General features: G+C 68.1%; 27 protein-coding genes. 13 read left to right on the forward strand and 14 right to left on the reverse strand.

Annotation, left to right across the window (positions count from 1 at the left end):
• Positions 1 to 72: 72 nt before the first annotated feature.
• The gene (locus KHB019_RS13665; RefSeq protein ID WP_337459209.1) at positions 73 to 786 is read left to right on the forward strand and encodes a glutamine amidotransferase-related protein; all 714 of its coding nucleotides are present in this window, start codon (positions 73 to 75) and stop codon (positions 784 to 786) included.
• A gap of 60 nt (positions 787 to 846) precedes the next feature.
• On the opposite strand, the gene KHB019_RS13670 is transcribed toward KHB019_RS13665, so the two are convergent.
• Positions 847 to 1305: a glutaminase gene (locus KHB019_RS13670; protein WP_230103751.1), complete on the reverse strand. Its 459-nt coding sequence runs from the start codon at positions 1303 to 1305 to the stop codon at positions 847 to 849.
• Positions 1306 to 1379: 74 nt separating this feature from the next.
• Between KHB019_RS13670 and purU the strand changes: the two genes are divergently transcribed.
• A complete protein-coding gene (gene purU / locus KHB019_RS13675; protein ID WP_230103752.1) occupies positions 1380 to 2243 on the forward strand; it encodes a formyltetrahydrofolate deformylase in 864 nt (287 codons plus the stop codon).
• A gap of 9 nt (positions 2244 to 2252) precedes the next feature.
• On the opposite strand, the gene KHB019_RS13680 is transcribed toward purU, so the two are convergent.
• The 6 genes from KHB019_RS13680 to KHB019_RS13705 all read right to left on the reverse strand — a co-directional run bounded on the left by KHB019_RS13680 (position 2253) and on the right by KHB019_RS13705 (position 6796).
• Positions 2253 to 2981, reverse strand: coding sequence for an amino acid ABC transporter ATP-binding protein (locus KHB019_RS13680; RefSeq protein WP_230103753.1), 729 nt, complete (start codon positions 2979 to 2981; stop codon positions 2253 to 2255).
• On the reverse strand, positions 2978 to 4390 hold the full coding sequence (locus KHB019_RS13685; protein WP_337459210.1) for an amino acid ABC transporter substrate-binding protein/permease: 1413 nt from the start codon (positions 4388 to 4390) through the stop codon (positions 2978 to 2980). The genes KHB019_RS13680 and KHB019_RS13685 overlap by 4 nt, the downstream gene beginning before the upstream one ends.
• A gap of 149 nt (positions 4391 to 4539) precedes the next feature.
• On the reverse strand, positions 4540 to 4935 hold the full coding sequence (locus KHB019_RS13690; protein ID WP_337459211.1) for a type II toxin-antitoxin system VapC family toxin: 396 nt from the start codon (positions 4933 to 4935) through the stop codon (positions 4540 to 4542).
• On the reverse strand, positions 4926 to 5177 hold the full coding sequence (locus tag KHB019_RS13695) for a type II toxin-antitoxin system Phd/YefM family antitoxin (RefSeq protein ID WP_337459212.1): 252 nt from the start codon (positions 5175 to 5177) through the stop codon (positions 4926 to 4928). The genes KHB019_RS13690 and KHB019_RS13695 overlap by 10 nt, the downstream gene beginning before the upstream one ends.
• Positions 5178 to 5301: 124 nt before the next feature.
• Entirely contained in the window at positions 5302 to 5721 is a 420-nt protein-coding gene (locus KHB019_RS13700) for a hypothetical protein (RefSeq protein WP_230103757.1), read from the reverse strand.
• A gap of 40 nt (positions 5722 to 5761) precedes the next feature.
• A complete protein-coding gene (locus KHB019_RS13705) occupies positions 5762 to 6796 on the reverse strand; it encodes an NAD(P)H-dependent flavin oxidoreductase (RefSeq protein ID WP_337459213.1) in 1035 nt (344 codons plus the stop codon).
• Between the two features lie 45 nt (positions 6797 to 6841).
• Here KHB019_RS13705 and KHB019_RS13710 point away from each other — a divergent pair, with 45 nt between their 5' ends.
• On the forward strand, positions 6842 to 7129 hold the full coding sequence (locus KHB019_RS13710; protein WP_337459214.1) for a DUF6412 domain-containing protein: 288 nt from the start codon (positions 6842 to 6844) through the stop codon (positions 7127 to 7129).
• Positions 7130 to 7193: 64 nt separating this feature from the next.
• Positions 7194 to 7940, forward strand: a complete 747-nt coding sequence (locus KHB019_RS13715) for a YidC/Oxa1 family membrane protein insertase (protein WP_337459215.1) — start codon at positions 7194 to 7196, stop codon at positions 7938 to 7940.
• Positions 7941 to 7948: 8 nt separating this feature from the next.
• Here the strand turns inward: KHB019_RS13715 and KHB019_RS13720 are convergent, their stop codons facing one another.
• The 5 genes from KHB019_RS13720 to KHB019_RS13740 all read right to left on the reverse strand — a co-directional run bounded on the left by KHB019_RS13720 (position 7949) and on the right by KHB019_RS13740 (position 13397).
• Positions 7949 to 8872, reverse strand: coding sequence for an EamA family transporter (locus tag KHB019_RS13720; RefSeq protein WP_337459216.1), 924 nt, complete (start codon positions 8870 to 8872; stop codon positions 7949 to 7951).
• Positions 8873 to 8925: 53 nt separating this feature from the next.
• Positions 8926 to 10014: a zinc-binding dehydrogenase gene (locus KHB019_RS13725; RefSeq protein ID WP_337459217.1), complete on the reverse strand. Its 1089-nt coding sequence runs from the start codon at positions 10012 to 10014 to the stop codon at positions 8926 to 8928.
• A gap of 1 nt (position 10015) precedes the next feature.
• Entirely contained in the window at positions 10016 to 10723 is a 708-nt protein-coding gene (locus tag KHB019_RS13730) for a phosphonatase-like hydrolase (protein WP_325472011.1), read from the reverse strand.
• Entirely contained in the window at positions 10668 to 11900 is a 1233-nt protein-coding gene (locus KHB019_RS13735; protein ID WP_337459218.1) for a TIGR03364 family FAD-dependent oxidoreductase, read from the reverse strand. The genes KHB019_RS13730 and KHB019_RS13735 overlap by 56 nt, the downstream gene beginning before the upstream one ends.
• Before the next feature lie 357 nt (positions 11901 to 12257).
• Positions 12258 to 13397 carry a sensor histidine kinase gene (locus tag KHB019_RS13740; RefSeq protein WP_337459219.1) on the reverse strand — a complete coding sequence of 380 codons (1140 nt, stop codon included), beginning with the start codon at positions 13395 to 13397 and terminating at the stop codon, positions 12258 to 12260.
• 231 nt (positions 13398 to 13628) lie between these two features.
• Between KHB019_RS13740 and KHB019_RS13745 the strand changes: the two genes are divergently transcribed.
• Positions 13629 to 14285, forward strand: coding sequence for a response regulator transcription factor (locus tag KHB019_RS13745; RefSeq protein ID WP_337459220.1), 657 nt, complete (start codon positions 13629 to 13631; stop codon positions 14283 to 14285).
• A gap of 9 nt (positions 14286 to 14294) precedes the next feature.
• Here KHB019_RS13745 and KHB019_RS13750 read toward each other — a convergent pair whose 3' ends face one another.
• Positions 14295 to 15161 carry an EamA family transporter gene (locus KHB019_RS13750; RefSeq protein ID WP_337459221.1) on the reverse strand — a complete coding sequence of 289 codons (867 nt, stop codon included), beginning with the start codon at positions 15159 to 15161 and terminating at the stop codon, positions 14295 to 14297.
• Between the two features lie 207 nt (positions 15162 to 15368).
• Between KHB019_RS13750 and KHB019_RS13755 the strand changes: the two genes are divergently transcribed.
• The 3 genes from KHB019_RS13755 (at position 15369) to KHB019_RS13765 (ending at position 18785) form a co-directional block, all read left to right on the forward strand.
• A complete protein-coding gene (locus KHB019_RS13755; RefSeq protein WP_337459222.1) occupies positions 15369 to 16652 on the forward strand; it encodes a M18 family aminopeptidase in 1284 nt (427 codons plus the stop codon).
• Between the two features lie 112 nt (positions 16653 to 16764).
• Positions 16765 to 18213, forward strand: a complete 1449-nt coding sequence (locus KHB019_RS13760) for a purine-cytosine permease family protein (protein WP_230103768.1) — start codon at positions 16765 to 16767, stop codon at positions 18211 to 18213.
• The gene (locus tag KHB019_RS13765) at positions 18210 to 18785 is read left to right on the forward strand and encodes a cysteine hydrolase family protein (RefSeq protein ID WP_230103769.1); all 576 of its coding nucleotides are present in this window, start codon (positions 18210 to 18212) and stop codon (positions 18783 to 18785) included. Before KHB019_RS13760 ends, KHB019_RS13765 begins: the two co-directional genes overlap by 4 nt.
• Positions 18786 to 18877: 92 nt before the next feature.
• Here KHB019_RS13765 and KHB019_RS13770 read toward each other — a convergent pair whose 3' ends face one another.
• Positions 18878 to 19585: an MBL fold metallo-hydrolase gene (locus KHB019_RS13770; RefSeq protein ID WP_230103770.1), complete on the reverse strand. Its 708-nt coding sequence runs from the start codon at positions 19583 to 19585 to the stop codon at positions 18878 to 18880.
• A gap of 77 nt (positions 19586 to 19662) precedes the next feature.
• Here KHB019_RS13770 and KHB019_RS13775 point away from each other — a divergent pair, with 77 nt between their 5' ends.
• The 5 genes from KHB019_RS13775 to KHB019_RS13795 are packed head-to-tail and all read left to right on the forward strand — an operon-like array spanning position 19663 to position 24488.
• Positions 19663 to 20193 carry a TetR/AcrR family transcriptional regulator gene (locus KHB019_RS13775; protein WP_230103771.1) on the forward strand — a complete coding sequence of 177 codons (531 nt, stop codon included), beginning with the start codon at positions 19663 to 19665 and terminating at the stop codon, positions 20191 to 20193.
• A 45-nt stretch (positions 20194 to 20238) separates the two neighbouring features.
• Positions 20239 to 21303 carry an alpha/beta hydrolase gene (locus KHB019_RS13780; protein ID WP_337459223.1) on the forward strand — a complete coding sequence of 355 codons (1065 nt, stop codon included), beginning with the start codon at positions 20239 to 20241 and terminating at the stop codon, positions 21301 to 21303.
• A 41-nt stretch (positions 21304 to 21344) separates the two neighbouring features.
• Positions 21345 to 22232, forward strand: coding sequence for a tryptophan 2,3-dioxygenase (locus tag KHB019_RS13785; RefSeq protein ID WP_337459224.1), 888 nt, complete (start codon positions 21345 to 21347; stop codon positions 22230 to 22232).
• On the forward strand, positions 22229 to 23275 hold the full coding sequence (locus tag KHB019_RS13790) for a hydrolase (RefSeq protein ID WP_337459225.1): 1047 nt from the start codon (positions 22229 to 22231) through the stop codon (positions 23273 to 23275). Before KHB019_RS13785 ends, KHB019_RS13790 begins: the two co-directional genes overlap by 4 nt.
• A gap of 1 nt (position 23276) precedes the next feature.
• Entirely contained in the window at positions 23277 to 24488 is a 1212-nt protein-coding gene (locus tag KHB019_RS13795) for a kynureninase (RefSeq protein WP_337459226.1), read from the forward strand.
• Positions 24489 to 24504 lie beyond the last annotated feature (16 nt).

The raw sequence follows: 24504 nt of genomic DNA on the forward strand, positions 1-24504 counted from the left end.
TTGAGTGTACGGCACTCAAGTTCAACGCGGGCCGACGGCGAGTATTCCCGGGGCGGCGAATAGAATCTTGAGGTGGCCTCGATCCTGTATGTATGCGTGAGGCCGGAGCAGGGCGCGGCGGATGCCGAACACGAGTCCTTCCGGCGCGCTCTCGGCGCACCCGCGCTCGACCGGTGGGATCTGCTGGACCAGCCCCTGGATCCATCGGTCGCGGATCGCTATGACGGCGTCGTCGTCGGCGGGTCGCCGTTCAACGTCGTCGCCGAAGAGCGCAGCGACCTGCAGCGACGCGTCGAGAACGACCTAGAACGTCTGGCTCAGGATGCCGTCGCCGAGCACCTCGCCGGAATGTTCACGTGCTACAGCATCGGGGTCGTCACGCGGATGCTGGGCGGCACCGTCGGCACGGCGGTACCGGAGTCCACCCGCGCCACGAGCATCCGCATCACAGCGGCCGCAGCCGATGACCCGCTGTTCGGGGCCTCCGCACCGGAGATGTCGGTGCTGACAGCGCACAAGGAGGGCTCGATCGAGCCGCCGCCAGGAGCCGTGCTGCTCGCGACGAACGACGACTGCCCTGTGCAGGCGTATCGAGTCGGCGGTCGGCTCTACGCGACGCAGTTCCACCCCGAAGTCACGCCGCAGGACTTCGTCGGCCGCATGGCCTACTACCGGACCACGGGGTACTTCGACCCGCACGAGTACGACCTGACGGCCGAGCGCGTCTTGGCGTCGTCTCCCACGGGCACGGACCTGCTGCGGCGGTTCGCGGGGCTGGTGGGCTGAGCGGCTTCGACTCGTCGCTGCGCTCCTCGCTCGGCTCGTTTCGTCTCGCCTGCGGCTCGCTCAACGACCAGCAAGCAACTCCAGCTGCTCCCGCAGATACTCCTCCAGCGGCCGCCACGACGCCCCCGACCAGCGCACCGACACGACGCCGTCGCGCATCGCGAGCGGACCGGACGCGCCGCCGGCATCCACAGCATCCACGTCGATGACCGACCAGCCGACGTGTGCTACCTCGCCCTCGCGGAAGCCCCCGCGCAGCGCCATCTGGCGCCTCGCCGCACGCTCGCGCGCCGATTCGGCCGTGTACCCGCGGCGTCCTGGATCGGCCGCTCGCAGCACCTCCCCCGTCGCCAGCACTCGGTCGTCCGTGAGCAGCAGCACGCCCACGTGCCACGCCTCACCGATGCGCAGGATCCGGTCGCCTCTCCAGCGCGAGGAGCGCTCTTCGCCGAGCCCCTCCTTCGGGATCCCGGCCAGCACGGTGCGCGCATCGGCGAGCAGTCGGGCTGCGGAAGTCATCCCATCAGGTTACCGATTCGTCACCTCAGGCGCGGACGCGGCAGAATCGATGCACACCCCTGCAAGGAGCATCCATGTCTCAGACCGATACCGCACGTCTGCTCATCGCCTGCGATGACCAGCCCGGGATCGTCGCCGCCGTCGCGAACGTCCTCGCCCAGCACGGCGCGAACATCATCTCGCTCGATCAGCATTCGACGGATGCCGAGGGCGGGCGCTTCTTCCAGCGGACCGTGATCCACCTTCCGGGGCTCGCCGCCGCGCGTCCGGCGCTGGAGGCGTCGATCGACGAGGTGGCCGAGAGGTTCGGCATGGAGTGGTCGCTGCACGACACCTCGCGCCGCAAACGCGTGGCGATCTTCGTGTCCAAGTACGACCACTGCCTGATGGAGCTGCTGTGGCGCCAGCAGCGAGGGCAGCTCGACGTCGACATCACGATGGTGGTCTCGAACCACCCCGACCTCGCCGAGTCGGTGCGTTCGTTCGGCGTGCCGTTCGTGCACATCCCGCGCGGCACCGGCGACGACGCGAAGGAGGCGATGGAGGCCCGCCAGCTCGAGCTGCTGCAGGGCAACGTCGACCTCGTCGTGCTCGCGCGGTACATGCAGATCCTCACCGACGACTTCATCGGCAGGATCGGGGCGCCGGTGATCAACATCCACCACTCGTTCCTGCCGGCGTTCATCGGCGCGAACCCGTACGCGCGCGCCAAGGAGCGCGGCGTGAAGCTCATCGGCGCAACGGCGCACTACGCCACGGCAGACCTCGACGAGGGCCCGATCATCGAGCAGGACGTCACGCGCGTCACGCACTCCGAGTCGGCCGCCGAGCTGCAGAGCCGCGGCGCGGACGTCGAGCGCCTGGTGCTCGCGCGAGCCGTGCAGTGGCACGCGGAGGACCGCGTGATCGTGCACGGCCGCTCGACCGTCATCCTGTAGGCGCGGGCGTTACAGGACCTTCGCGAGGAAGTCCTTCAGGCGGTCGCTCTTCGGAGCCCCGAACAGGTCGGCAGGCACAGCCTCTTCGACGACGACGCCGCCGTCCATGAACACGGTGCGGTCGGAGACCTCGCGCGCGAAGCCCATCTCGTGGGTCACGAGCACCATGGTCATCCCGCCCTCAGCCAGGTCGCGGATGACCTGCAGCACCTCGCCGACCATCTCCGGGTCGAGGGCGCTGGTGGCCTCGTCGAAGAGCATGATCTCGGGGTCCATGGCGAGCGCGCGCGCGATGGCGACGCGCTGCTTCTGACCACCCGAGAGGGATGCCGGCTTGGCATCGACCTTGTCGGACAGGCCGACGCGCTCCAGCAGAGCCAGTGCGCGCTCACGCGCCTCGGTCTTGGACATGCGGCCGAGCTCGATCGGGGCGAGGGTGATGTTCTCGAGCACGGTCATGTGCGGGAACAGGTTGAAGTGCTGGAACACCATGCCGATGCGCTGACGCACCTCGTCGAGCTTGACGCTCTTATCGGTGAGGTCGACGCCGTCGATGATCACCTGGCCGGAGGTCGGCTCCTCGAGCTTGTTCAGGCAGCGCAGCAGCGTGGACTTGCCCGAGCCCGACGGTCCGATGACGGCGACGACCTCGCCGTCGGCGACGGTCAGGTCGATCCCCTGGAGGACCTCGTTGCTCCCGAACGACTTGTGCAGGTCGCGGACGTCGATCTTGCTCATGCGTTGAACTTCCTCTCCAGGCCGTTCGCGAGCAGCGTCAGCAGCGTGATCACGACGAAGTAGATGATGGCGACGATGGTCAGCACCTGGGCCGACAGGTAGGTAGAGGCGATGATCTGCCTCGACTGGAACGTGAGCTCAGCGAGGCCGATGACGCTGATGAGCGACGTGTCCTTGAGGGTGATGATGCCCTGGTTCACGAACGACGGGATCATGATGCGGAACGCCTGCGGCAGGACGACCTTCTGCATCGTCTTCCAGTGGCCGAGGCCCAGCGAGCGCGAGGCTTCGTTCTGCCCTGGGTCGACGGCCTGGATGCCACCGCGGATGATCTCGGTCATGTAGGCGCCGGTGTTCAGCGACAGCGTGATGGCACCGGCGACGAACGGGTTGAACGTGATCCCGGGGAACAGCTGCGGGATCGCGAAGAAGACGAAGAACGCCTGCACGAGGATCGGTGTACCGCGGAACACGTACACGTAGGCGGTGGCGAGCCAACGGAACGGCAGGAACTTCGACAGGCGCCCGAACCCGAACACGATGCCGAGGATGAATGCGGCGACGATCGCGATGATTGTGGAGAGGATCGTCAGCCACAGGCCCTCCATGAGGGCGGGCCAGTACTTCACGGCGACCGAGATGATGTCGGTGGGCTGCGTCGACTCCTCGCCGCCGCTGAGGTATCGGTCGACGATCTCGTCGTACTCGCCGGACTCGGTGACGTTGGCGAGACCGGTGTTGAACATCTCGAGCAGTTCGGCGTTCATGCCCTTGTTGACCGCGAAGCCGTACTCACCGCCGAGCTCCGGTTCGCCGACGAGGCGGAAGCCGGACCCCTGCTGGATGCCGTAGGCGAGCACCGGGAAGTCCTCGAAGTAGCCGACGGCCTGACCGGCCTTGACGGCATCCACCATGTCGGTGGTATCGGTGTACGGGGTGACGCGGAAGCCGTACTCGTCCTTGTTGTCCTCGGCGAAGGTCTGGCCCTGCGTGCCGGTCTTGACGGCGACGGTCTGGCCATCGAGGTCGTCGAGGGACTGGATGTCGCTGGCGTCGAGGACGCCGAGCTGGATGCCGCTGGTGAAATACGGGTCGCTGAAATCGAAGACCTTCTTGCGCTCGTCGGTGATCGACATACCGGCCATGACTGCGTCGACCTGGTTCGACTGCAGCGCCTGCACGGCGGCGTCGAACCCGAGTTGGCGGATCTCGACCTCGAAGCCCTGGTCCTCGGCGATCGCGCGGAGCAGATCCATGTCGATGCCGACGAGGTCGCCGTTGGCGTCGGTGAACTCGAACGGCGCGAACGTCGTGTCAGTGCCGATGACGTAGGTCTCGCCGCTGTCGTCCGCGGCCGTGGCGGGGGCTGGGACGCCCAGCATCACGCCCGCTGCGACGAGCGCAGTCATCGCAAGTGCGGCGATCCTGCGCGCGAGCGGGCGCGAAGGTTCGGAAAGATTTCGGATCACGACGGATGCTCCTCGGATCGGTTGACGACAGCCGGATGGCCGCGCGGTCATCAAGCCTAGAGCAGAGCGTCGGGCGGCATGAGTGCCGTTCACCCGTTGACGATGTCGACGGCTAGGCCGTGGGATGCCGCGGCGAGGCGCCTGTCGTTCGTCCAGAGTTGCGACGCACCGGCGAGTTGTGCGGCCGCGAGGTGGATCGCATCCGGTGTCTTGAGCCCGTGATCAACGCGCAGTTCGGCGGCGCGCAGATAGGCCTCGTCATCGAGTTCGACGGTTTCGAGGTGGTGGTACATCGCGAGATACCGGTCGCGCATCACGTGGTCACCTGTACGCAATGGGCTCACGAGACATTCCGGAAGGACCAGCGGACTCGTGGCCAACGGCTCTCGCGCCCCAGCCATCGCCGCGCGCACGGCGTCGCCGCGCGCACCGGAATCCTCCAGCGCGTATATGAGGATGCAGGCGTCGAGATAGATCACTCCCACGACTCGCGCTCTTCAGCGATCCGCGCGTCGAGTTCCTCCGGCGAGCGCCGGGCCGGAAGCGGGTTGGCCTGGAGCCACTCCACGATGGCAGGACCGTTCATGACGACGTCCGGCCTTCCGACAGGGACGACCTTGACCACCGGCACGCCTCTGTTGGTGATGACGACGTCCTCACCGGAACGCGCGTCGGCGATCAACCGCGAGAGGTTGTTCCGCGCATCGAGAACGCTGTACTGGGCCATGCATCCAGATTAGCCATCTATCTGGCTAAGTTCTACGCCTCATCGAGCAGTACCCCCGCCCGGGTGTTGTCGACAGAACATTGAGGCGAGCCGGCGCCGCAGTGCGGAGCGATCGCAGTGAACGCTACTTCAGCGTGAGCGTGTGCGCCTCGGGCCAGTCCTCGTAGCCGACCTCGACGATGACGGGGCTGCCTGTCACGTCGTTCGGCAGTTCGAATTCGTGCGTCGTCGGTGACATATCCGCGGTGCAGGGATCGTTGGGCGACGACCCGAATGTCACGGCGACGCGGTCCGGCCCGTCCGCGGTGAGGGCTGTCGCGATGGGCGGGCAGCTCCCGCTGCCCCAGGTGACGATGGCGAATGTCTCGCCGCGCTCTATCCAGGTCGCAGCGGGCTCTTCGCTGAGCGGCTCGAAGACGACGCCTTCGGGGATGCCGGGCTTCATCGCCTGGGCGACGCCCGTGCCGGAGCCGCTGCAACCGACCAGGATGCCGGCCGCGACCACGATGGCGAGGCCCGCGCTGCCGACGCGTTTGATCATCACGGCCCCATTGTCGCCGATCGCGGCCGAAAGAGCAGCCGTCTCACACTCCGGCGAGAAGCTCCTCGAAGACCGCACGCGCATCGTCATGGCGAGCGAGCGGCGCCGCCTGCCCGAGCCACAGCGACTGCAGCTCGCCGAGATTCTGCTCGCCTGCCGCCGCGCGGAACCTTCCGGTGAGCCAGTTCTGCATCGGGAACGGAGCAATCGTGCCGCTCGCCTCGATCGCACGAACGGCACGGTTGCGGACGCCGCGTGCGAGTCGCCCGCTCATCGCGCGGGTGAGGACCGTCTCGTCGGCTGCGGTCGCGCGGATCGCCGCACGATGCGCGTCGGTGGCTGCTGACTGCGCCGTCGCGAGGAACGCGGTGCCGACCTGGACTCCCGACGCGCCGAGCGCGAGCGCGGCCGCCACCCCGCGCCGATCGGCGATGCCGCCGGCCGCGATGACGGGGACGGACACGGCATCCACCACCTGCGGCACGAGCGCGATGGTGCCCACGAGCGACTCCTCGGTCGGGCGCAGGAACGACACTCTGTGCCCCGCGGCCTCGGCCCCTGAGGCGATGACGGCGTCGACGCCACCGGCTTCGAGCGCGACGGCCTCGGCGACGGTGGTGGCCGTGCCGATGACCCGCATGCCACGGCGATGCGCCTCTGCGACGACCTCAGCCGATGGGACGCCGAACACGACGCTGAGTGCTGCGGGCGCGGCATCCCAGATCGCCTCGAGCTGTTCCTCGAGCGACGGGAGGTAGCGCTCCGGGCGGTGGGGCACCTCGACACCGACGGCCTCGTAGAACGGCTCCAGCGCTTGAGCGAAAACGGAGTGCTGCGGGCCGGGCAGGGCTTCGTCGCCGGTGGGCAGCCAGATGTTCAGGGCGAAAGGCTTGTCCGTCGCCCTCCGCAGGTCGGCGGCGGTCTCGCGGATGCGGGCCCCGTCGTATCCGTAGAGGCCGTATGCGCCCAGACCGCCGGATTCGCTGACCGCGGCGGTCAGCGCGACGGACGAGATGCCGCCGAATGCGCCGAGGAGGATCGGATGCCGGATGCCCAGAAGCTCGCGCAGATCGCTCATGCTCCCCAAGCTACGCCTCAGCCACCCGCTGGTATCGTCTGTGACATGGTGGACGGACTCGAGCAGTTGCTGCAGCTCATGCTGTCTGCGCTCGGGCTGGTCGCGATGCCCGACTTGGCTTCGCTCGATCTCGCCGCCCTCACCCTCGCCCTCGCCCTGCTGACGGTCGCCGCGCTCATCGTCGCGATCACGCTCGGCGTCGTAGGGGCTGGTCAGGGTTCGGCGCCGCATCCGCTCCGCGCCATCGGAGCATCCGTCGTGCTCGCCCAGAGCGATCCGGATGCCGACGGCCACCCTCGTCCGAGGGCGCCGGGAGTCGCGCGCGCCGTGTGACCGTCCGTTCGTGACGGGAGCACGGCACACGCCGACCTTCCCGACACTCAGAACGGACCTTCCCTTGGACATCTATGCCTTCCCGCCCATCGCGGCGATCCTCGACGCCGCATACGGCGCACTGACTGCGCTCTCCGCAGCGCTCGAGCCGATTACCGGCACCGCCGCGGCCGCGGCCGCCGTCATCCTCGTCACCCTCCTGATCCGCGCCCTCCTCATCCCGGTCGGCATCTCCCAGGCCAAAGCCGAGCAGACCCGCGCACGCCTCGCCCCGAAGCTGCACGAACTGCAGAAGCGCCACAAGAAGAACCCCGAGCGGCTGCAGCGCGAAACCATGCAGCTCTACAAGGACGAGAACACCTCGCCGTTCGCCGGTTGTTTGCCGGTGCTGCTGCAGGCTCCCGTCGTCGGCATCCTGTACACGCTGTTCCTGCGCACCGACATCGCCGGCCACGCGAACGAGCTGCTCACACACGACCTGTTCGGGGCGACGCTGGGCACGAGCCTCGTGCACATGCTCTTCGCCGGCCCCTTCTCGCTGCCGACCCTGCTCGTCTATCTCGCACTCATCGCGATCATGATCGCCGTCGCCGAGGTCACACGCCGCGTCTTCCGCCCGACGCCGGTCGACGACTCCCCGCTCTCGTCCCCCTCGGTGCTGCGCATGATGAGCGCTCTGCACTACCTGACTGCGATGTTCGCGATCTTCGTACCGCTCGCGGCGTCGCTGTATCTGACGGTGACGGTGGCCTGGACGCTCGGGCAGCGGGTGATCCTGCGGCGGCGGTACCCGCTGCCGGTCGCCACCTGATCGCGGAGTCAGTTCGGGACGACGGGAATCGTCCCCGTGAACGGCGGCGGCTCCGCTCCCCTGGCGTCACGCCGTGCTCCGAGGGCGGTGCCGACACTGGCAGCGACGACGAGCCCGATCGCGAGGAGTTTCAACGGCGTCGCCGACTGGCCGAGCACCAGCCACCCCGCAAGCGTGGCGAACGCCGGCTCGAGACTCAGCAGCACGCCGAAGACGCGCTGCGGCAGGCGGCGGAGAGCGGCGAGTTCGAAGCTGTACGGGATGACGGACGACAGCACCGCGGTCAGGAGCGCGAGCAGCAGCAGGCTCATGTCTCCCGATGCGCCGACAGCGGCGACCGTCGGGATGCCGACGGGGAGCAGGAGGACGGACGCCGCGAGCAGCCCCACGACGAGGCCACCGCTGCCGGGAATCGCTTCGCCGACGCGGGCGCTCATGCGGATGTAGAACACCCAGAAGCCCGCAGCGATGAGGATGAAGAAGACGCCGAGGAGGTCGAGCGGCTCGGCACCGAGCATCCCATCGAGCCCGAGGAGCGCCATCCCGATCAGAGCGATCCCGACCCACATGCCGTCCAGGAGTCGGCGCGTGAGGACGGCCGCGAGGATGAGGGGACCGAGGAACTCGATCGCGACGGCCGGCCCGAGCGGCACCCGCTCGATCCCGGCGTAGAAGAAGCCGTTCATCCCAGCGAGCGAGACTCCGAACAGCACGGCCGCTCCCCACTGCCGCCTGGTCCACCCGCGCACCCGTGGGCGCACGAACACGAGCAGCAGCACAGCGGCGAGACCGATGCGCAGCGAGGTCACTCCCCACGCGCCGAGCGCGGGGAACAGCTGCGCGGCGACGGCCGCGCCGAACGGCAGCGACAGGCAGGATCCGACGACGAGCGCCACCCCGACGGCGGGGCGAGAAGACGGATTCGAGGCCACGTGACCAGCGTGCTGCCTGCGGGCGTCCCCGTCCAATCGGCGACCCGACAGGCTCAGCGCGGGTTGATCCCCACGCGCAGCGGCGCGTCCGGTGCGGAGGCTGCGGTGATCGCGGCATCCACCTCGGCGAGCGGATAGACAGCCCCGACCGCCTCTGTGAACGGATACGCGCGTCCCGTGCCGGTGAGGAATGCCGCGGCCGCCGCGAGCTCGTGCCCTGTGTAGTTGTGAACGCCGGTGATCGTCAGCAGGCGCCGCACAGCATCTTCGGCGTCGAAGGGCACGGGTTCACCCTGGAAGACGCTCCCGACCAGCACGACCGTGCCTCCGACATCCGCCGCCTTGATCGCGTCGGCCACGGCGTGGCCGGATGCCTCGATCACGATGTCCGCCGGTCCTGTCGACGCCGTCACCGCGGTCCCCCCGAACCGCTGCGCGAACGCTCGTCGCACGGGTGACGGGTCGACGACCGTCACCTCGGCACCGGCATCCGCGGCGATCGCGACGGCGGTCAGACCGACGAGACCCGCGCCGTAGACGAGCACCCGCTTTCCCTCCAGAACATGCCCGCCCGCTCCGCGACTCACCGCCGCCCAGGCTGTCGCCGTCGCACAGGAGGCCGGTGCGAGCACGGTAGCCGGCAGTGCCTCGGGAACGCGCACGATCGAGGTTCCAGCCCGCAGATGCGCATGCGTTGCGAACCCTCCGGTGAGTTCCCATCGCGGGCCGATCCGTTCGTGACCGTACTTCTGCACGGTGCGGCACTTCTGCGTCACCCCCGCCGTGCAGCGGTCGCAGTCTCCGCACGAGACGGTGACCGACCAGACGACGCGGTCCCCGATGCGCAGCTCGGTGCCGTCGACCGCCTTCACGCCGTCATCGCCGATTGCGATGATCCGGCCGACGCTCTCGTGCCCGAGCACCAGTGGCGTCGGCGCTGAGCGGTGCCCCGCGACCGTATGGACATCGGAGCCGCAGACCGTTGAGAGTTCGATCGCGATCAGCACGTCGGCATGGCCGAGGGCGACCCCGGGCACGGCGACCGTCTCGTGCTCCTGCCCGACGCCGAGCCACACCTTCGCGGTCGCTGCCGGTCTGAGATTGACGTCGTGCCGCTCTTCGTGCGGCGCAAGGACACGCATCTCACGACGTCCGTGCTGCGAGGACGGTACCGAGCAGACCCCGTTCGGCGAGCGCAGCGGGCAGTTCCGCGACGGTCTCGAGCACCGCATCGGCGCCGTCGAGCGCGGCACGATCATGCGCCCCCGAGAGCACTCCGGCGACGAAGCCCGCGCCGGCACGACGGCCGGTCTCGACATCGCTGCTCGTGTCGCCGGCGACGGCGACGGCCTGCACAGCCGACACTCCGGTGCGCAGCAGCGCCGTGAGCACGAGGTCGGGTGCAGGGCGTCCGCGGCCGGCATCCGCCGGGGACAGCGCGAGGTCGATGAGGTCTCGCCAGCCGAGGGCGTCGATGAGGGCATCGCGTGTGACCGGCGCGAATCCTGTCGTCAGTGCGACCTTGATGCCCGAGTCCCGAAGAACGGCGATCGCGTCGGCGGCCCCGGGGATCTCCTGGGCGCCCTGCTCGGCGATGATCTCGGCGTACGCGCCTTCGAACGCTGCTGTCGCAGCAGCGGCTGCGACCACGTCGCCGTCGGCGAGATGCGTGAAGACGTCGATCTTGGAACGCCCCATCGTGTCCCGGACGTACTGCAGGGCTTCCGGCCACGGCATCCGATCAGCGACGCCCGTCCGTTCAGCCGCCCGCTGGAATGCCTGCTCCACGACACCGTCATCGCGGACGGTCGTCCCTGCCATGTCGAGGACGACGAGTTCGATGGCGTTCATGATGCTCCTTCTGCTGCGAGCTGCGGTGCTCGCTCGTATGCGGCTGTGGTCGCGGGTCCGTGGTCGCGGACTCTGTAGTCGCGGAATCGGCGATCATGCGTTCGGCGAGACCGAGTCCGGTCGTCATGCCGATCCCCGTGGTCGCGGCGATGACGTGCAGGCCGGGCTCCGGTTGTTCGATGAGGAACTCCTCCGGCCCGGAGGCGTACACCCCCTGCCAGCGTTCGATGACCCGAACATCGTCTAGCTCCAGCAGCGCAGCAGCTTCTGCGATGAAAGCATCGAAGGCGGGCTCCGGCTGGAAAGGACCGGGTTGGATGCCGCGGACGTGGGAATCGCCCAGGATCAGCGAGCCGTCCGGCAGCTGCGTGTACATCTGGTTGAGGTCGAGGCCGGCGAGCTCAGGGCGCTCCGCGTACAGACGCTCGCGGAGCGCGACGGTCTCGGGGAATGCGGCGAAACGTCCGTAGCGAAGGAGCGACCAGGCGGTGAGCAACGGGGCGGCCAGCGGGCGAGGCGTCATGGCGCTCACGCGCATCATGTCGAGGGCGCACCGGACGACACCGACTCTTTCGGCGATCTCGGGCAGCAGTTGATCGACGTCGTGATTCACGGCGACGACGACGCGTCCGCAGTCGATCGCGCCCCGCGTCGTCTCGACCCGGATGCTGGAGACCGCCGTCACCGCAGTGCGGAAGCGGAACTCCACGCCGAGCGCTACGAGGTGACGGACGATCGCACCCGCAGCCTCGCGCGGATTCGTCTGCAGATCAGTGCGAAGGCGCGCTCCGCCGGCGACTCCGACCCGCACGGGCGCGTGACTCCGGAGTTCTTCTGCCGTGAGGAGTTCGATGTCGCCGTCACGCGCGGCGCGTTCGAGGACGGCGAGCTCGGTGGTGTCTCGAGCGGCGACGAGCGTTCCGGATTCGCGAAGCCAGAACCCGGCATCCGTGGCGAGTCGCAGCCAGATGTCACGGGACGCGTCGGCGAACTCGCGGGCGAGTCCGGTCTGCGCGCCGATGCAGATGTGACCGAAGTTCCGCACGGTGGCCCCGACGGGCGACGCCGTCCGGTCGACGACGATCACGCGAAGCCCTCGACGTGCGGCCGCGTATGCCGCACCCAGGCCCACGATGCCCGCGCCGACGACGACGACATCGGCGCGGTCCGAGGCCACAGGGTGACGCGACATGAGGGCCTTTCGCTCCGAGGGATCGAAGACCACTGTGACACTCGGCGTCAGGCGTTCCGCGCCGTTCTCGGAAGAGTTTGCCTCGCGTTTACCCGACCTTCGCCGAGGCGATTCGCGCATGAACGCGCGCTGAACTGGCGCGAATGGCGGCGTCGGAAAGCGTCCGAAACAAGAAATGACCGCGAGCGCGAAGAGTCAGAAATGGTCGCGCCCGCGGTCAGCGCTGGGGACGCTTTCTCTGGGGTAGTTCCGAAACTAGTGACTTGGCATGACAAGTCCAAGTAACGTACGTCGACAATGTGCTGGCCATTCGTCCAGTGCACTCGGCCGGCCCCGGGCAACTCACGTGATCGGTAGCTTCGCCGACACCTGCCAATCGCCGTCCACGGCCTGAGCGCTGAATGCGCCGCTCGCCCCTATTACCCGCTCGGCCATCCGGTTCAGGCCTGTCCCGCTCGAGGGCAGGTCGCGTCGAGGGGTGGCCGGGAGGGGGCTGCGGATCGAGAGGGACGCGGCTTCGTCATCGACGTCGAGGTCGATGTGGACCGCACCGTGCCCTGCGTGCTTGAGGATGTTGGTGGCGGATTCGCGGACGATGCGCGCGAGGACGATCTCGGCGACGCGCGGCAGGCGCTCATCACCCGGGTCCCCGGAGCTGACGACCGCGTGTCCAGCGGACTCGATCTCGGAGCGCGCCTCATCGATGGCTTCGGCGAGGTCTCCGGTCTGCACCGCGGAGGCGCGGGGTCCGTCATCGGCGAGTTCGATGACGAACCGGAGGTCGGCCATCGCCTTCTTCGCCGCGGACCGGATGGCCTCTTGCGAATCCTTGCTGATGGTCGGATCGTCCAGCATCTGGACGTGGAGCGCGACCACGGTGAGATGATGCGCGATGCTGTCATGAAGCTCGCCGGCGATCCATCGCCGCTCGGCGAGTACTGCTTCACGTTCCTGCTCGGCTTGAATGACGAGCTTTTCTTCCAGCCGACGTCCACGTGCCGATGCCACCCGGAGCGCGAATCCGATCACGCCCGAGACAGTCGCGATGATCAGGTAGATGCCGACGTTGACAGGAGTGCCGAGATCTCCGTACGCCACGATCGCCGTCGCGACGAGGAACGAGGCGAGGTACGTCAAGATCAGCGCGGTCTTCCCCAGCCTCATGACGAGGCCTGCGGCCACGGCGGCAGCGAGGATGACAGTGAACTCGGTGCCGGTCACGAAGGACAGCCCGAATACGAGGCCCAAGGCCGCGGTCGCTATCCAAGGAGACCAGAGGTAGAGCGCGAAAGCGGCGGTCGTCGCGATGCTCAGAAGCAGAGCAGGGACGTTGACGCCTGGAGTGAAGAGGATCCCGAACACATCACCGACAACGAGGACGACGATGATGGCGAGCATCGTTATGCGCTCCGGAAGACTCAGCGATTCTTCCGCTGTCAGCCGAAGAAGGTCGGTGTCGTCTCTGGCTGGTACGAGGCGCATAGCTTCACTATCTCCTATTCGCCAGGTAATCTAGCGAATGATGCCAAGTGCACGAGCAAGCTGTTCCCAAAACGACATATTGTTCACCGCCTTATCTATGTCTTTAGTCGGATGTCTGTATTCATCTTCTCGGCGATCCTCACGGCGCACATCAGACAACCGTTCACTCTTTGATAGCCAAACGTCTACATACGCGATATGGGTAGTAGTGCCCACCGTTAGGCTTCGTCCATGCCGCAGATCCGCGTTCTCATCGTCGACGACGACCCACTCGTGCGCACCGCGCTGTCCCACTTCGTGTCACGGGATGCCGAGGTCGAGGTCATCGGCGAGGCCGAGACCGGGCTCGAGGCGATCGCGTTCGTCGAGAAGGATCGCCCCGACGTCGTGATGATGGACGTGCAGATGCCCGAGATGAACGGGATCGAGGCGACCGCTGCGATCTCGGAGCGCTGGCCCGAGGTGCGGATCCTCGCCGTCACCACGCTCGACGGCAGCGACACCGTGCTGCCGATGCTGAGCGCCGGCGCCTCCGGGTACATGCTCAAGGACTCGAGCGCCGAGAGCATCCTCGCCGCCGTTCGCGAGGTGAACAGCGGCGCGAGCTCGCTTTCGCCGTCTATCGCCTCGCTGCTGATCAAACACGTCCGCGACGAGACCCCGTCCGGCGTCGGCGCGGAGGAGCTCGAGACTCTCACCGAGCGCGAGGGCGAGGTGCTCGAGTGCTTGGCGCAGGGCATGTCGAACTCCGAGATCGCCCGCACGCTCATCGTGTCGGAGGGCACCGTCAAGGCGCACCTCGGCCGCATCATGTCGAAGTGGCACGTGCGCGATCGCGTGCAGATCCTCGTCACGGCCGCCCAGGCCGGGCTCGTGAGCTTCCGCTGACGGGAACGATCAGCGGGCGAGCAGCACGATGCCCGCGACCACGATTCCAGATGCGACCAGTCGCGCGAGGGGTCTGCTCTCCTTGAGCGCGAAGACGCCGAACAGGCTGACCAGCACGACGCTGACCTCGCGCAGCGGCGCTACCAGCGCGACGGGTGCGATCGTCACCGCGACGAGGATGAGGATGTAGGACAGCGGTGACAGGACCCCGAACACGATCACCCGGCGCCACTGGAACCGTGCGAATGCGACCGTCTCGCGCCATCTGCGCCGCAGCATGACGGAGTAGATGACGATCTCCACCACGCAGGTTCCGACCATGTACGGCACGGGTGCCAGGTGCCACTCGCGAACGGCATGGGTGTCCCAGATCGTGTACGTCGCGATCGCGAGCCCTGTCAACAGCCCGAACACGATCGACGGATCGACCCCGCTCCGCCCTTCGCCGCGGGGGCGTCGTTCGACGAGCCCGAGCGCGAGCACGCCGGCGATGATCGCCAGCACTCCGGCGAGCGCCCAGCCGGACGGCCTCTCGCCGAGCAGCAGGATCGCTGCGAGAACCGACAGGAACGGCCCGCTGCCGCGCGCCGTCGCATACACGGTCGAGAGATTCCCCACCCGATAGCCGTGCTGCAGCACGAGCATGTACGCGACATGCAGGACCCCTGAGACGCCGACGCCGAGGATGAATCCGGGCAGATCGCTCCGTTGCATCCCACCGGTGAACGGAATCGCCGCGCCCCAGATGACGGCACCGGCGACGGCGCCGCACCAGAGGAACGGAACGCCTGCACGGCTGATGCCGTGGGCGAGGATGTTCCACGCCGCGTGCACGACGGCGGCGGAGAAGACGAGGACGAGAGCGAATGCAGACACGGGAGCCTTCTGTCCGTCAGCGGGCGCGACGAACGGGCTCCTCCGGGCTTTTGTCCTGTCAGATGACGGCCGACCTGCGAAGGCCGACCGTGGTGCCGCTCGGACCAGGCGGGCGTGAGCCCCGGAACCCTAGGCACTGTCGCGCGACACCATAACACCCCGTTGTGAACGGGTGGGAGCCGAAGCTGCGCGGATACGATCGAAGGCATGGCCGTCACCCCCGCAGCTCTCTCCCACGCCGAGGATCTCGCCGACTTCGTCGCCGCCTCGCCCTCCAGCTACCACGCAGCCGCCGAGGTGGCCCGCCGCCTGGAGGAAGCTGGATTCGTCCGACTCGACGAAGAGGCGGACTGGCCGGCACAGGCCGGCGGGCGCTTCGTCGTCGTGCGTGACGGCGCGGTGATCGCCTGGGTCGTACCCGCGGATGCCGCGACGACGACGCCTGCGCAGATCCTGGGCGCCCACACCGACTCCCCCGGATTCAAGCTGAAGCCGCAGCCGACGACCGGCTCGCGCGGCTGGCTGCAGGCAGGTGTGGAGATCTACGGCGGTCCACTGCTGAACTCCTGGCTCGACCGCGAGCTGCGACTGGCCGGGCGCCTCGCTCTCGCCGATGGCCGCGTCGTGCTCGCCGACACTGGGGCACTCCTGCGCCTGCCCCAGCTCGCCATCCACCTCGACCGCGAGGCGAACAAGGCGCTGACCCTCGACAAGCAGCTGCAGACGCAGCCGGTGTGGGGTCTCGGTGACCCGGTTGAGGAAGACCTGCTCGGTGAGCTCGCATCCTCGGCCGGCGTGAACGCGGCCGATGTGCGCGGCTTCGACGCCGTCGTGGCGGACTCCGCACGCGGCGCGGTCTTCGGAAAGGACGACGCGTTCTTCGCGAGCGGTCGCTTGGATGACCTCGCATCCGTTCACGCCGGCGTCGTGGCGCTCGCGGCCGCATCGGAGGACCCGAGCGGCAGCATCGCCGTCCTCGCGGCGTTCGATCACGAGGAGCTCGGCTCCGCATCGCGCTCCGGCGCCGCTGGTCCGTTCCTCGAGGACGTGCTCGCGCGCGTGTACGCCGGCCTCGGGGCAGACGCCACCGAACAGCGCCGCGCGTTCGCGGCATCCTGGCATCTGTCGAGCGACGTCGGCCACTCGGTGCACCCGAACTACGTCTTCAAGCACGACCCCGTCGTCCAGCCGCTGCTCGGCTCGGGTCCGATCCTCAAGATCAACGCGAACCAGCGCTACGCGACGGATGCCGTCGGGTCCGCCGCCTGGGCGCAGTGGTGCGAGACCGCCGGGGTCGCCTCGCAGGAGTTCGTCTCGAACAACACCGTGCCGTGCGGCTCGACGATCGGCCCGATCACAGCCACTCGCCTCGGCATCCGGACGGTCGACGTCGGCATCCCTATCCTGTCGATGCACTCGGCACGCGAGCTCGCCGGCGTCGCCGACCTCCACGCCCTGACCCGCGTCGCCGAGGCGTTCTTCCGCGCCTGACCCACCCTGACACCCCGTCTATTTCTGCCGCGCGCACGCTTTCGGTGGCCCGGGGCGCGCATAAGCCAGAAATAGACGGGCCTGGGCGGGGATGCGGTGCCAATATGGGGGCATGTCAGACAAGATCGCGGCGGCTCCTGGGCTGATCGAGCGCGCCGGTATCGAGATCATTCCAGAGTCCGACCGGACGGCGAAGCCGCGCGACCTCTTCTGGCCGTGGTTCGCGGCGAACGTGTCGGTGTTCGGCATGTCCTATGGGGCGTTCGTGCTGGGTTTCGGCATCTCGTTCTGGCAGGCCACCCTCGTGTCGATCATCGGCATCGTCGTGTCTTTCGCCCTCTGCGGGCTGATCGCGATCGCAGGCAAACGCGGATCGGCGCCGACCATGGTCCTCTCCCGAGCGGCGTTCGGCGTGCACGGACAGAAGGTCCCTGGCATCGTGTCGTGGCTCACGTCGATCGGCTGGGAGACGTTCCTGTCGATCATGGCCGTGCTCGCCACTGCCACGGTCATCACGCAGCTCGGCGGCGACGGAGACAGCGTCGCACTGAAGATCATCGCCACCGTCGTGGTCGCGGCGCTCATCGTCGCGGCATCCGTTCTCGGGTATCACACGATCATGAAGATGCAGTCGGTGCTGACCTGGATCACGGGAGTCGTCACGATCCTCTACGTCATCCTGACGATCCCGCACATCGACTTCGCGGCCGTCATGGCGCGCCCGAGCGGCGGAATCGGCGCCGTGATCGGAGCCCTCGTCATGGTGATGACCGGCTTCGGACTGGGGTGGATCAACATCGCCGCGGACTGGTCGCGGTATCAGAAGCGCACGGCGTCCGACGGCGCGATCGTGTTCTGGAACACCTTCGGCGGCGCGATCGCCCCGGTTCTCCTCGTCGTGTTCGGCCTGCTGCTGGCGGGCTCGGACGATGCGCTGATGGATGCCGTCGGCGCCGACCCGATCGGCGCCCTCGCGACCCTGCTGCCGATCTGGGTGCTGGTCCCGTTCCTGCTCACCGCGGTTCTCGCGCTCGTCTCCGGCGCGGTGCTCGGTATCTACTCCTCCGGACTCACGCTGATCAGCCTCGGCATCCGCATCCCCCGACCATCGGCCGCGGCGATCGACGGAGTCATCCTTACCCTCGGGACGATCTGGGTGGTGTTCTTCGCCACCGACTTCCTGGGGCCGTTCCAGTCGTTCCTCATCACGCTCGGCGTTCCGCTGGCGTCGTGGGCCGGCATCCTCATCGCCGACATCCTGCGCCGCAAGAAGGACTACGACGAGGACGCCCTGTTCGACGCGAAGGGGCGCTACGGCGCCTGGGACTGGACGTCGATCATCACGATGGTCGTCGCATCGGTCATCGGATGGGGGCTCGTCGTGAATAACTTCGCCGATGCCGCCCCGTGGAACAACTGGCAGGGCTACCTGCTGTTCCTCATCGGAGGCCGTGATGGCGATTGGGCGTTTGCGAACCTCGGTGTCTTCTTCGCTCTGGTGCTGTCGTTCCTCGTGACGTGGTTCGCGCGCGCGTCGAAGATCCGGCAGCAGGAAGCGTGAGCGACGCTTCAACAGGCCCAACGGGCCCGGAGGAGTGGCTGGTCGTCATCGATCCGCAGAACATCTTCGCCTCTCCCGATTCGGCGTGGGGCTCGCCGTTCTTCGCGGAGGCGATGCCGCGCATCCGTGAGCTGGCCGACGCCTTCGGCGAGCGCGTGCTCGTCACTCGATGGATGCCGACCGCCGATCGCTCGACATCATGGGGCGAGTACTTCGCGGCGTGGCCGTTCGCGGATCAGCCTCCGACCGACGAGCTGTTCGACGTCGTGCCGGATGCCGTCGGCCTGGCATCCCGCGCGACCCTCGATCTGCCGACGTTCGGGAAGTGGGGGCCGGAGCTGGAGTCCGTCGTCGGCCACGGCGGCAGATTCGTGCTCGCCGGCGTCTCGACGGACTGCTGCGTGATCTCGACGGCTCTGGCCGCTGCGGACGCCGGCGCACGCGTGACGGTGGCGACCGACGCCTGCGCGGGTTCGACAGCCGAGAACCACGCCGCAGCCGTGCAGGTGATGGGGCTGTACCCGCCGCAGATCTCGCTCGCCACGACCGACGAGGTGCTCGCGAGACGCTGAGCCGCGCCCCGATCTGCGGAGGTTTCCCCGATCTGCGGGCGAGTTCCGACGAAACGTCCGCAGATCGGACGCATGTCCGCAGATCGTTCCCGTCAGGCGGCGCGAACAGCCGCCGCGATGTCTGCCGGCGTTCCGTGCCAGGGCGCCCCATGCCCCGGCAGCACCCAGGATGCCGACACTACGGCGAGCCGGTCGAGGGATGCCAGCGCCTCAGCCGGCTCGTCCGTGAACGGCGCCGGCTGCGCGCCTTCACGGCCGGTGAGGACGTGGCGGGTGGTGAGCGCGTCTCCGACGAAGACGGCATCCACGGCGGGGATGTGCACGGCGATGCTGCCCGGCGAGTGCCCAGGCATCCCGATCACGACCGGTGAACCGGGCAGTCCCAGGACGTCGCCGTCGGCGACCTCCACGACCTCCTGCACGTGACGCGTGCGCACCGCGTTCTTGCGCAGGCCGTAGGCGAAGAATTTCACCAGAGGCCCGAGATGGGCGGGGCCCATCGGCGTCTTCGGCTTCTCCCCCGTTCGCACCCGATGGGCGTCGGCCCGGTGGATGAACACGGGCACACCCGTCTTCTGCCGCAGGCGCTCCGCGAAGCCGATGTGGTCGCTGTCGCCGTGCGTGAGCACGAGACCGCGGACGTCGCTCAGCGGACGACCGATGACCTCGAGCTCGCGCTGCAGGTCTTTCCAGTGACCAGGCAGTCCGGCGTCCACGAGCGTGATGCCGTCCGGCAGGTCGATGAGGTACGAAGCGACGATGTCGTTGCCGAGGCGATGCAGATGCGGTGCGAGCTTCATGGCGTTCCCTTCGGGCTGGTTGCGATGGCTACAATACGTAGCTATCATGGCTAATGTCAATAGCCATGGAGGTTCGGATGCCGACGCCCGAGCGCACGTCACTCGCCGAGATCATCGAAGCAGGCCGCGAGATCCTTGAAGATGCAGGGCCCGACGGGCTGACCATGCAGGCGGTCGCGATCCGTGTCGGCGTCCGCGCGCCCTCGCTGTACAAGCGCGTGCGTGGACGGGACGCCCTGCTTTCAGCCGTCGCGGAGGCGACCATCGCCGAGCTCGCCGAGCGACTGGACGCCGCCGGCCACAACCTCCCGGCTCTCGCAGGCGAGTTCCGGGCGTATGCGCACGAGCGCCCGGAGGGATTCCGGCTGATGTTCACGGCATCCGCACCGATCGACGCGCTCGACAGGGCCGCGGAACCGGTGCTTGCAACAGCCCGTGAGCTCGTCGGTGACGAACACGCGCTCGACGCCGCACGTCTGTTCACCGCCTGGGCGACCGGTTTCCTGCAGATGGAGCTGGCGGGGGCCTTCCGCCTCGGCGGTGACGTCGATGCGGCGTTCGCGTACGGACTCGACCACCTCCGTCGGGGCCTGCAGACAGCGGCGTGACCGCGAGCGCACGCCTCTGTCACACTGATTCCCGGAGGGGCATACATGACCGCGCACGAGCACGCCGAAGCATCCATCGAACCTGCATCCGGACAGGAGAGGCCGCACCACCGGTGGCGGAAGACCAGGATCACCCTCGGAATCATCGTCGTCATCGTGCTCGTCGTCACGATCGTCGGCGCGATCACGCCGTGGCCGTCGGCGATGGCCATCCGCGCCGTCTTCACCCAGGGCGGCGACGCGACCGCCGCCGAGATGGACAGGCACGTCCCCGACACGAAACTGTCCGAGACCCTCGACGTCGCCTACGGCGATGACGGCAGCGACACGACCATGGATGTCTTCACACCGGCGTCCGCCACCGCGCCCCTGCCGACGATCGTGTGGATCCACGGCGGAGCGTGGATCTCCGGCTCGAAGGAGAACGTCGACCCCTACATGCGGATCCTCGCCGCCGAGGGCTACACGACCATCGCCGTCAACTACACGATCGGACCCGAGGGCACCTATCCCACCGCGGTTCATCAGCTCAACACGGCCCTCGCCTACATCGACGCGCACGCCTCCGACCTGAACGTCGACGCGTCGCAGATCGTGCTCGCCGGCGACTCGGCCGGTGGGCAGCTCGCCAGCCAGATGGCGACGATCATGACCAATCCGGACTACGCGGAGATCATGTCGATCGACCCGGCACTGCACGCCGACCAGGTCGTCGCGACCGTGTTGAACTGCGGCGTCTACGACCTCGCCGCCCTGGCCGCGCTCCAGGGCGGCGCCGGCTGGGGCCTGAAGTCGGCCATGTGGGCGTACGCGGGTTCCAAGAGCTGGGCCGAGAACTCGACGGGCGCGACGATGTCGACCGTCGACTGGGTCACGGCAGACTTCCCGACCACGTACATCTCGGGCGGGAACGGCGACGGGCTCACGTGGCTGCAGTCGATCCCGATGGCGCAGCGACTCGATGAGCTCGGCGTCGATGTCACGACCCTTTTCTGGCCTGCGGCGCACGAGCCGGCGCTGCCGCACGAGTACCAATTCCATCTCGACATGCCCGATGCGCAGACCGCTCTGCAGAAGACCATCGACTTCCTGGATGCGCACACGGACTGAGCCTGACGCCTGACCGATCGTTCAGGATATCCTCGGACATCATGGGCACAGACGCGACGGGCACGGCCGACTCCCCCGATTCCACCGGCAACGAGCGGCAGCTGGAGGAGACGATCGTCACCGATCTCTCCGGACGCATGACGTACGGGTCCTACCTCGAACTCGACAAGCTGCTGGACGCGCAGCATCCGATCTCGCGCCCCGAGCACCACGACGAGATGCTGTTCATCATCCAGCATCAGACCACGGAGCTGTGGCTCAAGCAGCTGCTGCATGAGCTGTCCTCCGCGCGCGATCTGCTGGCGAGCGACGACCTGCGCGAGGCGCTCAAGCGGGTCGCGCGCGTCAAGCGCATCCAGGACGTCATGACCCAGCAGTGGTCGGTGCTGGCGACGCTCACCCCGACCGAGTACGCGCAGTTCCGCGGATCGCTCGGCAACTCGTCCGGCTTCCAGTCCGTGCAGTACCGCGCCGTCGAGTTCGCGCTGGGCAACAAGAACGAGCGGATGCTGTCGGTGTTCCGCGACCACCCGGCGAACCTGGCGCTGCTGACCGCGGAGTTCGAACGGCCGACGCTGTACGACGAGTTCCTGCGCTACGCGTCACGGCGCGGTATCTCCATCCCGGCCGAGATCCTCGAGCGCGACGTGCGCGAGCCGTATCGTCCGCACTCGTCGCTGGTGCCGGCGATCCGCGAGATCTACGAGAACCCGCGCACCCACTGGGATCTGTACGAGGCGTGCGAGGACCTCGTGGACCTCGAGGACAACTTCCAGTTCTGGCGGTTTCGCCATCTGAAGACCGTGACCCGCACGATCGGAATGAAGCCGGGCACCGGCGGATCGAGCGGCGTCGGCTTCCTGCAGCGAGCGCTCGAACTGACCTTCTTCCCCGAGCTCTACACGGTCCGCACCGAGATCGGGGCGTGATGCGCAGGGCGGTCACCTGGTTCGACGGCGGCGACTGGCACGAGGGCGTCGTCACTGCGGACGCTGACGGTGTCCGGCTGCTGCCCGGTGGGTCGACGGCAGGGCTGCCCCGGCTCGACGGCGTCGTCACGGGCGGCTTCACCGATCACCACGTGCACCTGCAGCTCGTCGATGCGACGCGGCTCGCGGATTCGACACTCGGCCGGGTCGTGGACCTCGGCGGGGACCCAGCCGTCCTGGCAGTGATAGCTCTGCACAACTCCGGAGTGTTGACGCGAACATGGCCCGATGCGGCCGAATACGCGCCGATCGGCGGAAAAACTCCGGAGTTACGCAGGTCGGCGGGCGTCGAGATCCTCTTCGCCGGCGCCTTCCTCACCCCGCCAGGGGGCTATCCGGGAGGCCGGGCATGGGCTCCGGCCGGCTCCGTGCGCGAGATCGCCGACGAGGATGCGGCCGAGCGCGCCATCGTCGAGATGAAGGACGCCGGTGCCGCACGCATCAAGGTCGCCAGCAACAGCACCGCCGGGCCCGTCTTCTCCGACGACATGCTCCGAACGATCATCAGGATGGCGGCATCCCACCGCATGCCGATCGTCGCCCATGCGGAGGGGCGGGGCGAAGCACAGCGCGTGGTCCGCCTGGGCGCCCAGCGCCTCGCGCACGCGCCCTTCACCGAGAGGCTTAGCGACGCCGAGACGGCAGCGCAAGTGGCATCCGCGTCCTGGATCTCGACGCTCGCCATCCACGGGGGCGAGGAGTACGACACCGCGGTCGACAACATCCGGAGCTTCCACACTGCCGGCGGCCGCGTGCTCTACGGCACGGACATGGGCAACGGCCCCACCCCCATCGGGCTGAATCCGCACGAGATCGCCGCTCTGCGCGATGCCGGGATCGACGGTTCGGATCTGTTGCAGTGCCTGGACCCGACTGATCCGCGCGACTCCGGATCCCGCCTGCTGTTCTTCCCCGGCGGATCGCCGGATGACGCCGATCCGCTCATCGCGCGCCCCCTCACCACCGCCGATCTGGAGGCATGACGTGTCAGACCTGCTCGCCCTCGCCCGCGACCTCGACGCCCGCGACCCGCTCGCTTCCCACCTCGACGCGTTCGTCGAGGCTCCGGGGGTCGCGGCGTATCTCGATGGGAACTCACTCGGCAGGCCCCTGCGCGAACTGCCCGACCGGCTCGCGGCATTCGTCCGCGAGGACTGGGGCACGCGCCTGATCCGCTCGTGGGACGAGCAGTGGATGGACCTGCCCACCGAGCTCGGCGATCGGATCGGCCGGGTCGCTCTCGGCGCCGCCGCCGGGCAGACGGTCGTCGCCGATTCGACCACGGTGCTGCTGTACAAGCTCATGCGCGCTGCGGTCGACGCACAGGCGGGTCGAGCGGAGATCGTGATCGAGGAGGGCAACTTCCCCACCGATCGGTTCGTCGCCGAGGGCATCGCCGCCGAGCGCGGGATGACGCTGCGTTGGATCGCTGCCGACCAGATCGCCGGCGTGCAGGTCGCCGACATCGAGGCGGTCGTGAACGAGAACACCGCGCTCGTCGTGCTCAGTCATGTCGATTACCGCTCGGGTGCGCTGGCGGACATGAGGGCGATCACGGATGCCGTGCACGAGGCAGGGGGCCTGGTGCTATGGGACCTGTGCCACTCGGTCGGCGTCATCCCGACGGAGCTCGACGCATGCGGCGTCGATCTCGCCGTCGGCTGCACGTACAAGTACCTGAACGGCGGGCCGGGCTCCCCCGCATTCGCGTACGTCAACGCGCGCCATCACGGCGTGCTGCGCCAGCCGATCCAGGGCTGGATGGGAGCGGGCGACGTGTTCGCGATGGGCTCCGCCTACGCACCGGCCGGCGGTATCCGCCAGTTCATCAGCGGCACCCCACCGGTGCTCGGGATGCTCGCCATGCAGGGGATGCTCGACCTGATCGAGGCCGCATCGATCGGTGCGGTGCGCGAGAAGTCGAAGACTCTCACCGGCCTCGCCGTGCAGGCATTCGATGAGGAGCTCGCGCCGCTCGGGGTGCGACTGCTCAGCCCTCGGGATGCCGCGCAGCGCGGCGGCCACGTCACGATCGGCCACCCGGACTTCGCCGAGGTGACGAAGACGCTCTGGGCGGACGGCGTGATCCCCGACTTCCGGTTCCCTGACGGCATCCGCCTCGGGCTGTCGCCGCTGAGCACCTCGCATGAAGAGGTACTCAGCGGCGTGCTCGCCGTGCGCGACGCGCTGGGATGAGCGTGTCCGTTTCGAC

This window comes from Microbacterium sp. KHB019 (assembly GCF_037285405.1).
Taxonomy (GTDB): Bacteria; Actinomycetota; Actinomycetes; order Actinomycetales; family Microbacteriaceae; genus Microbacterium.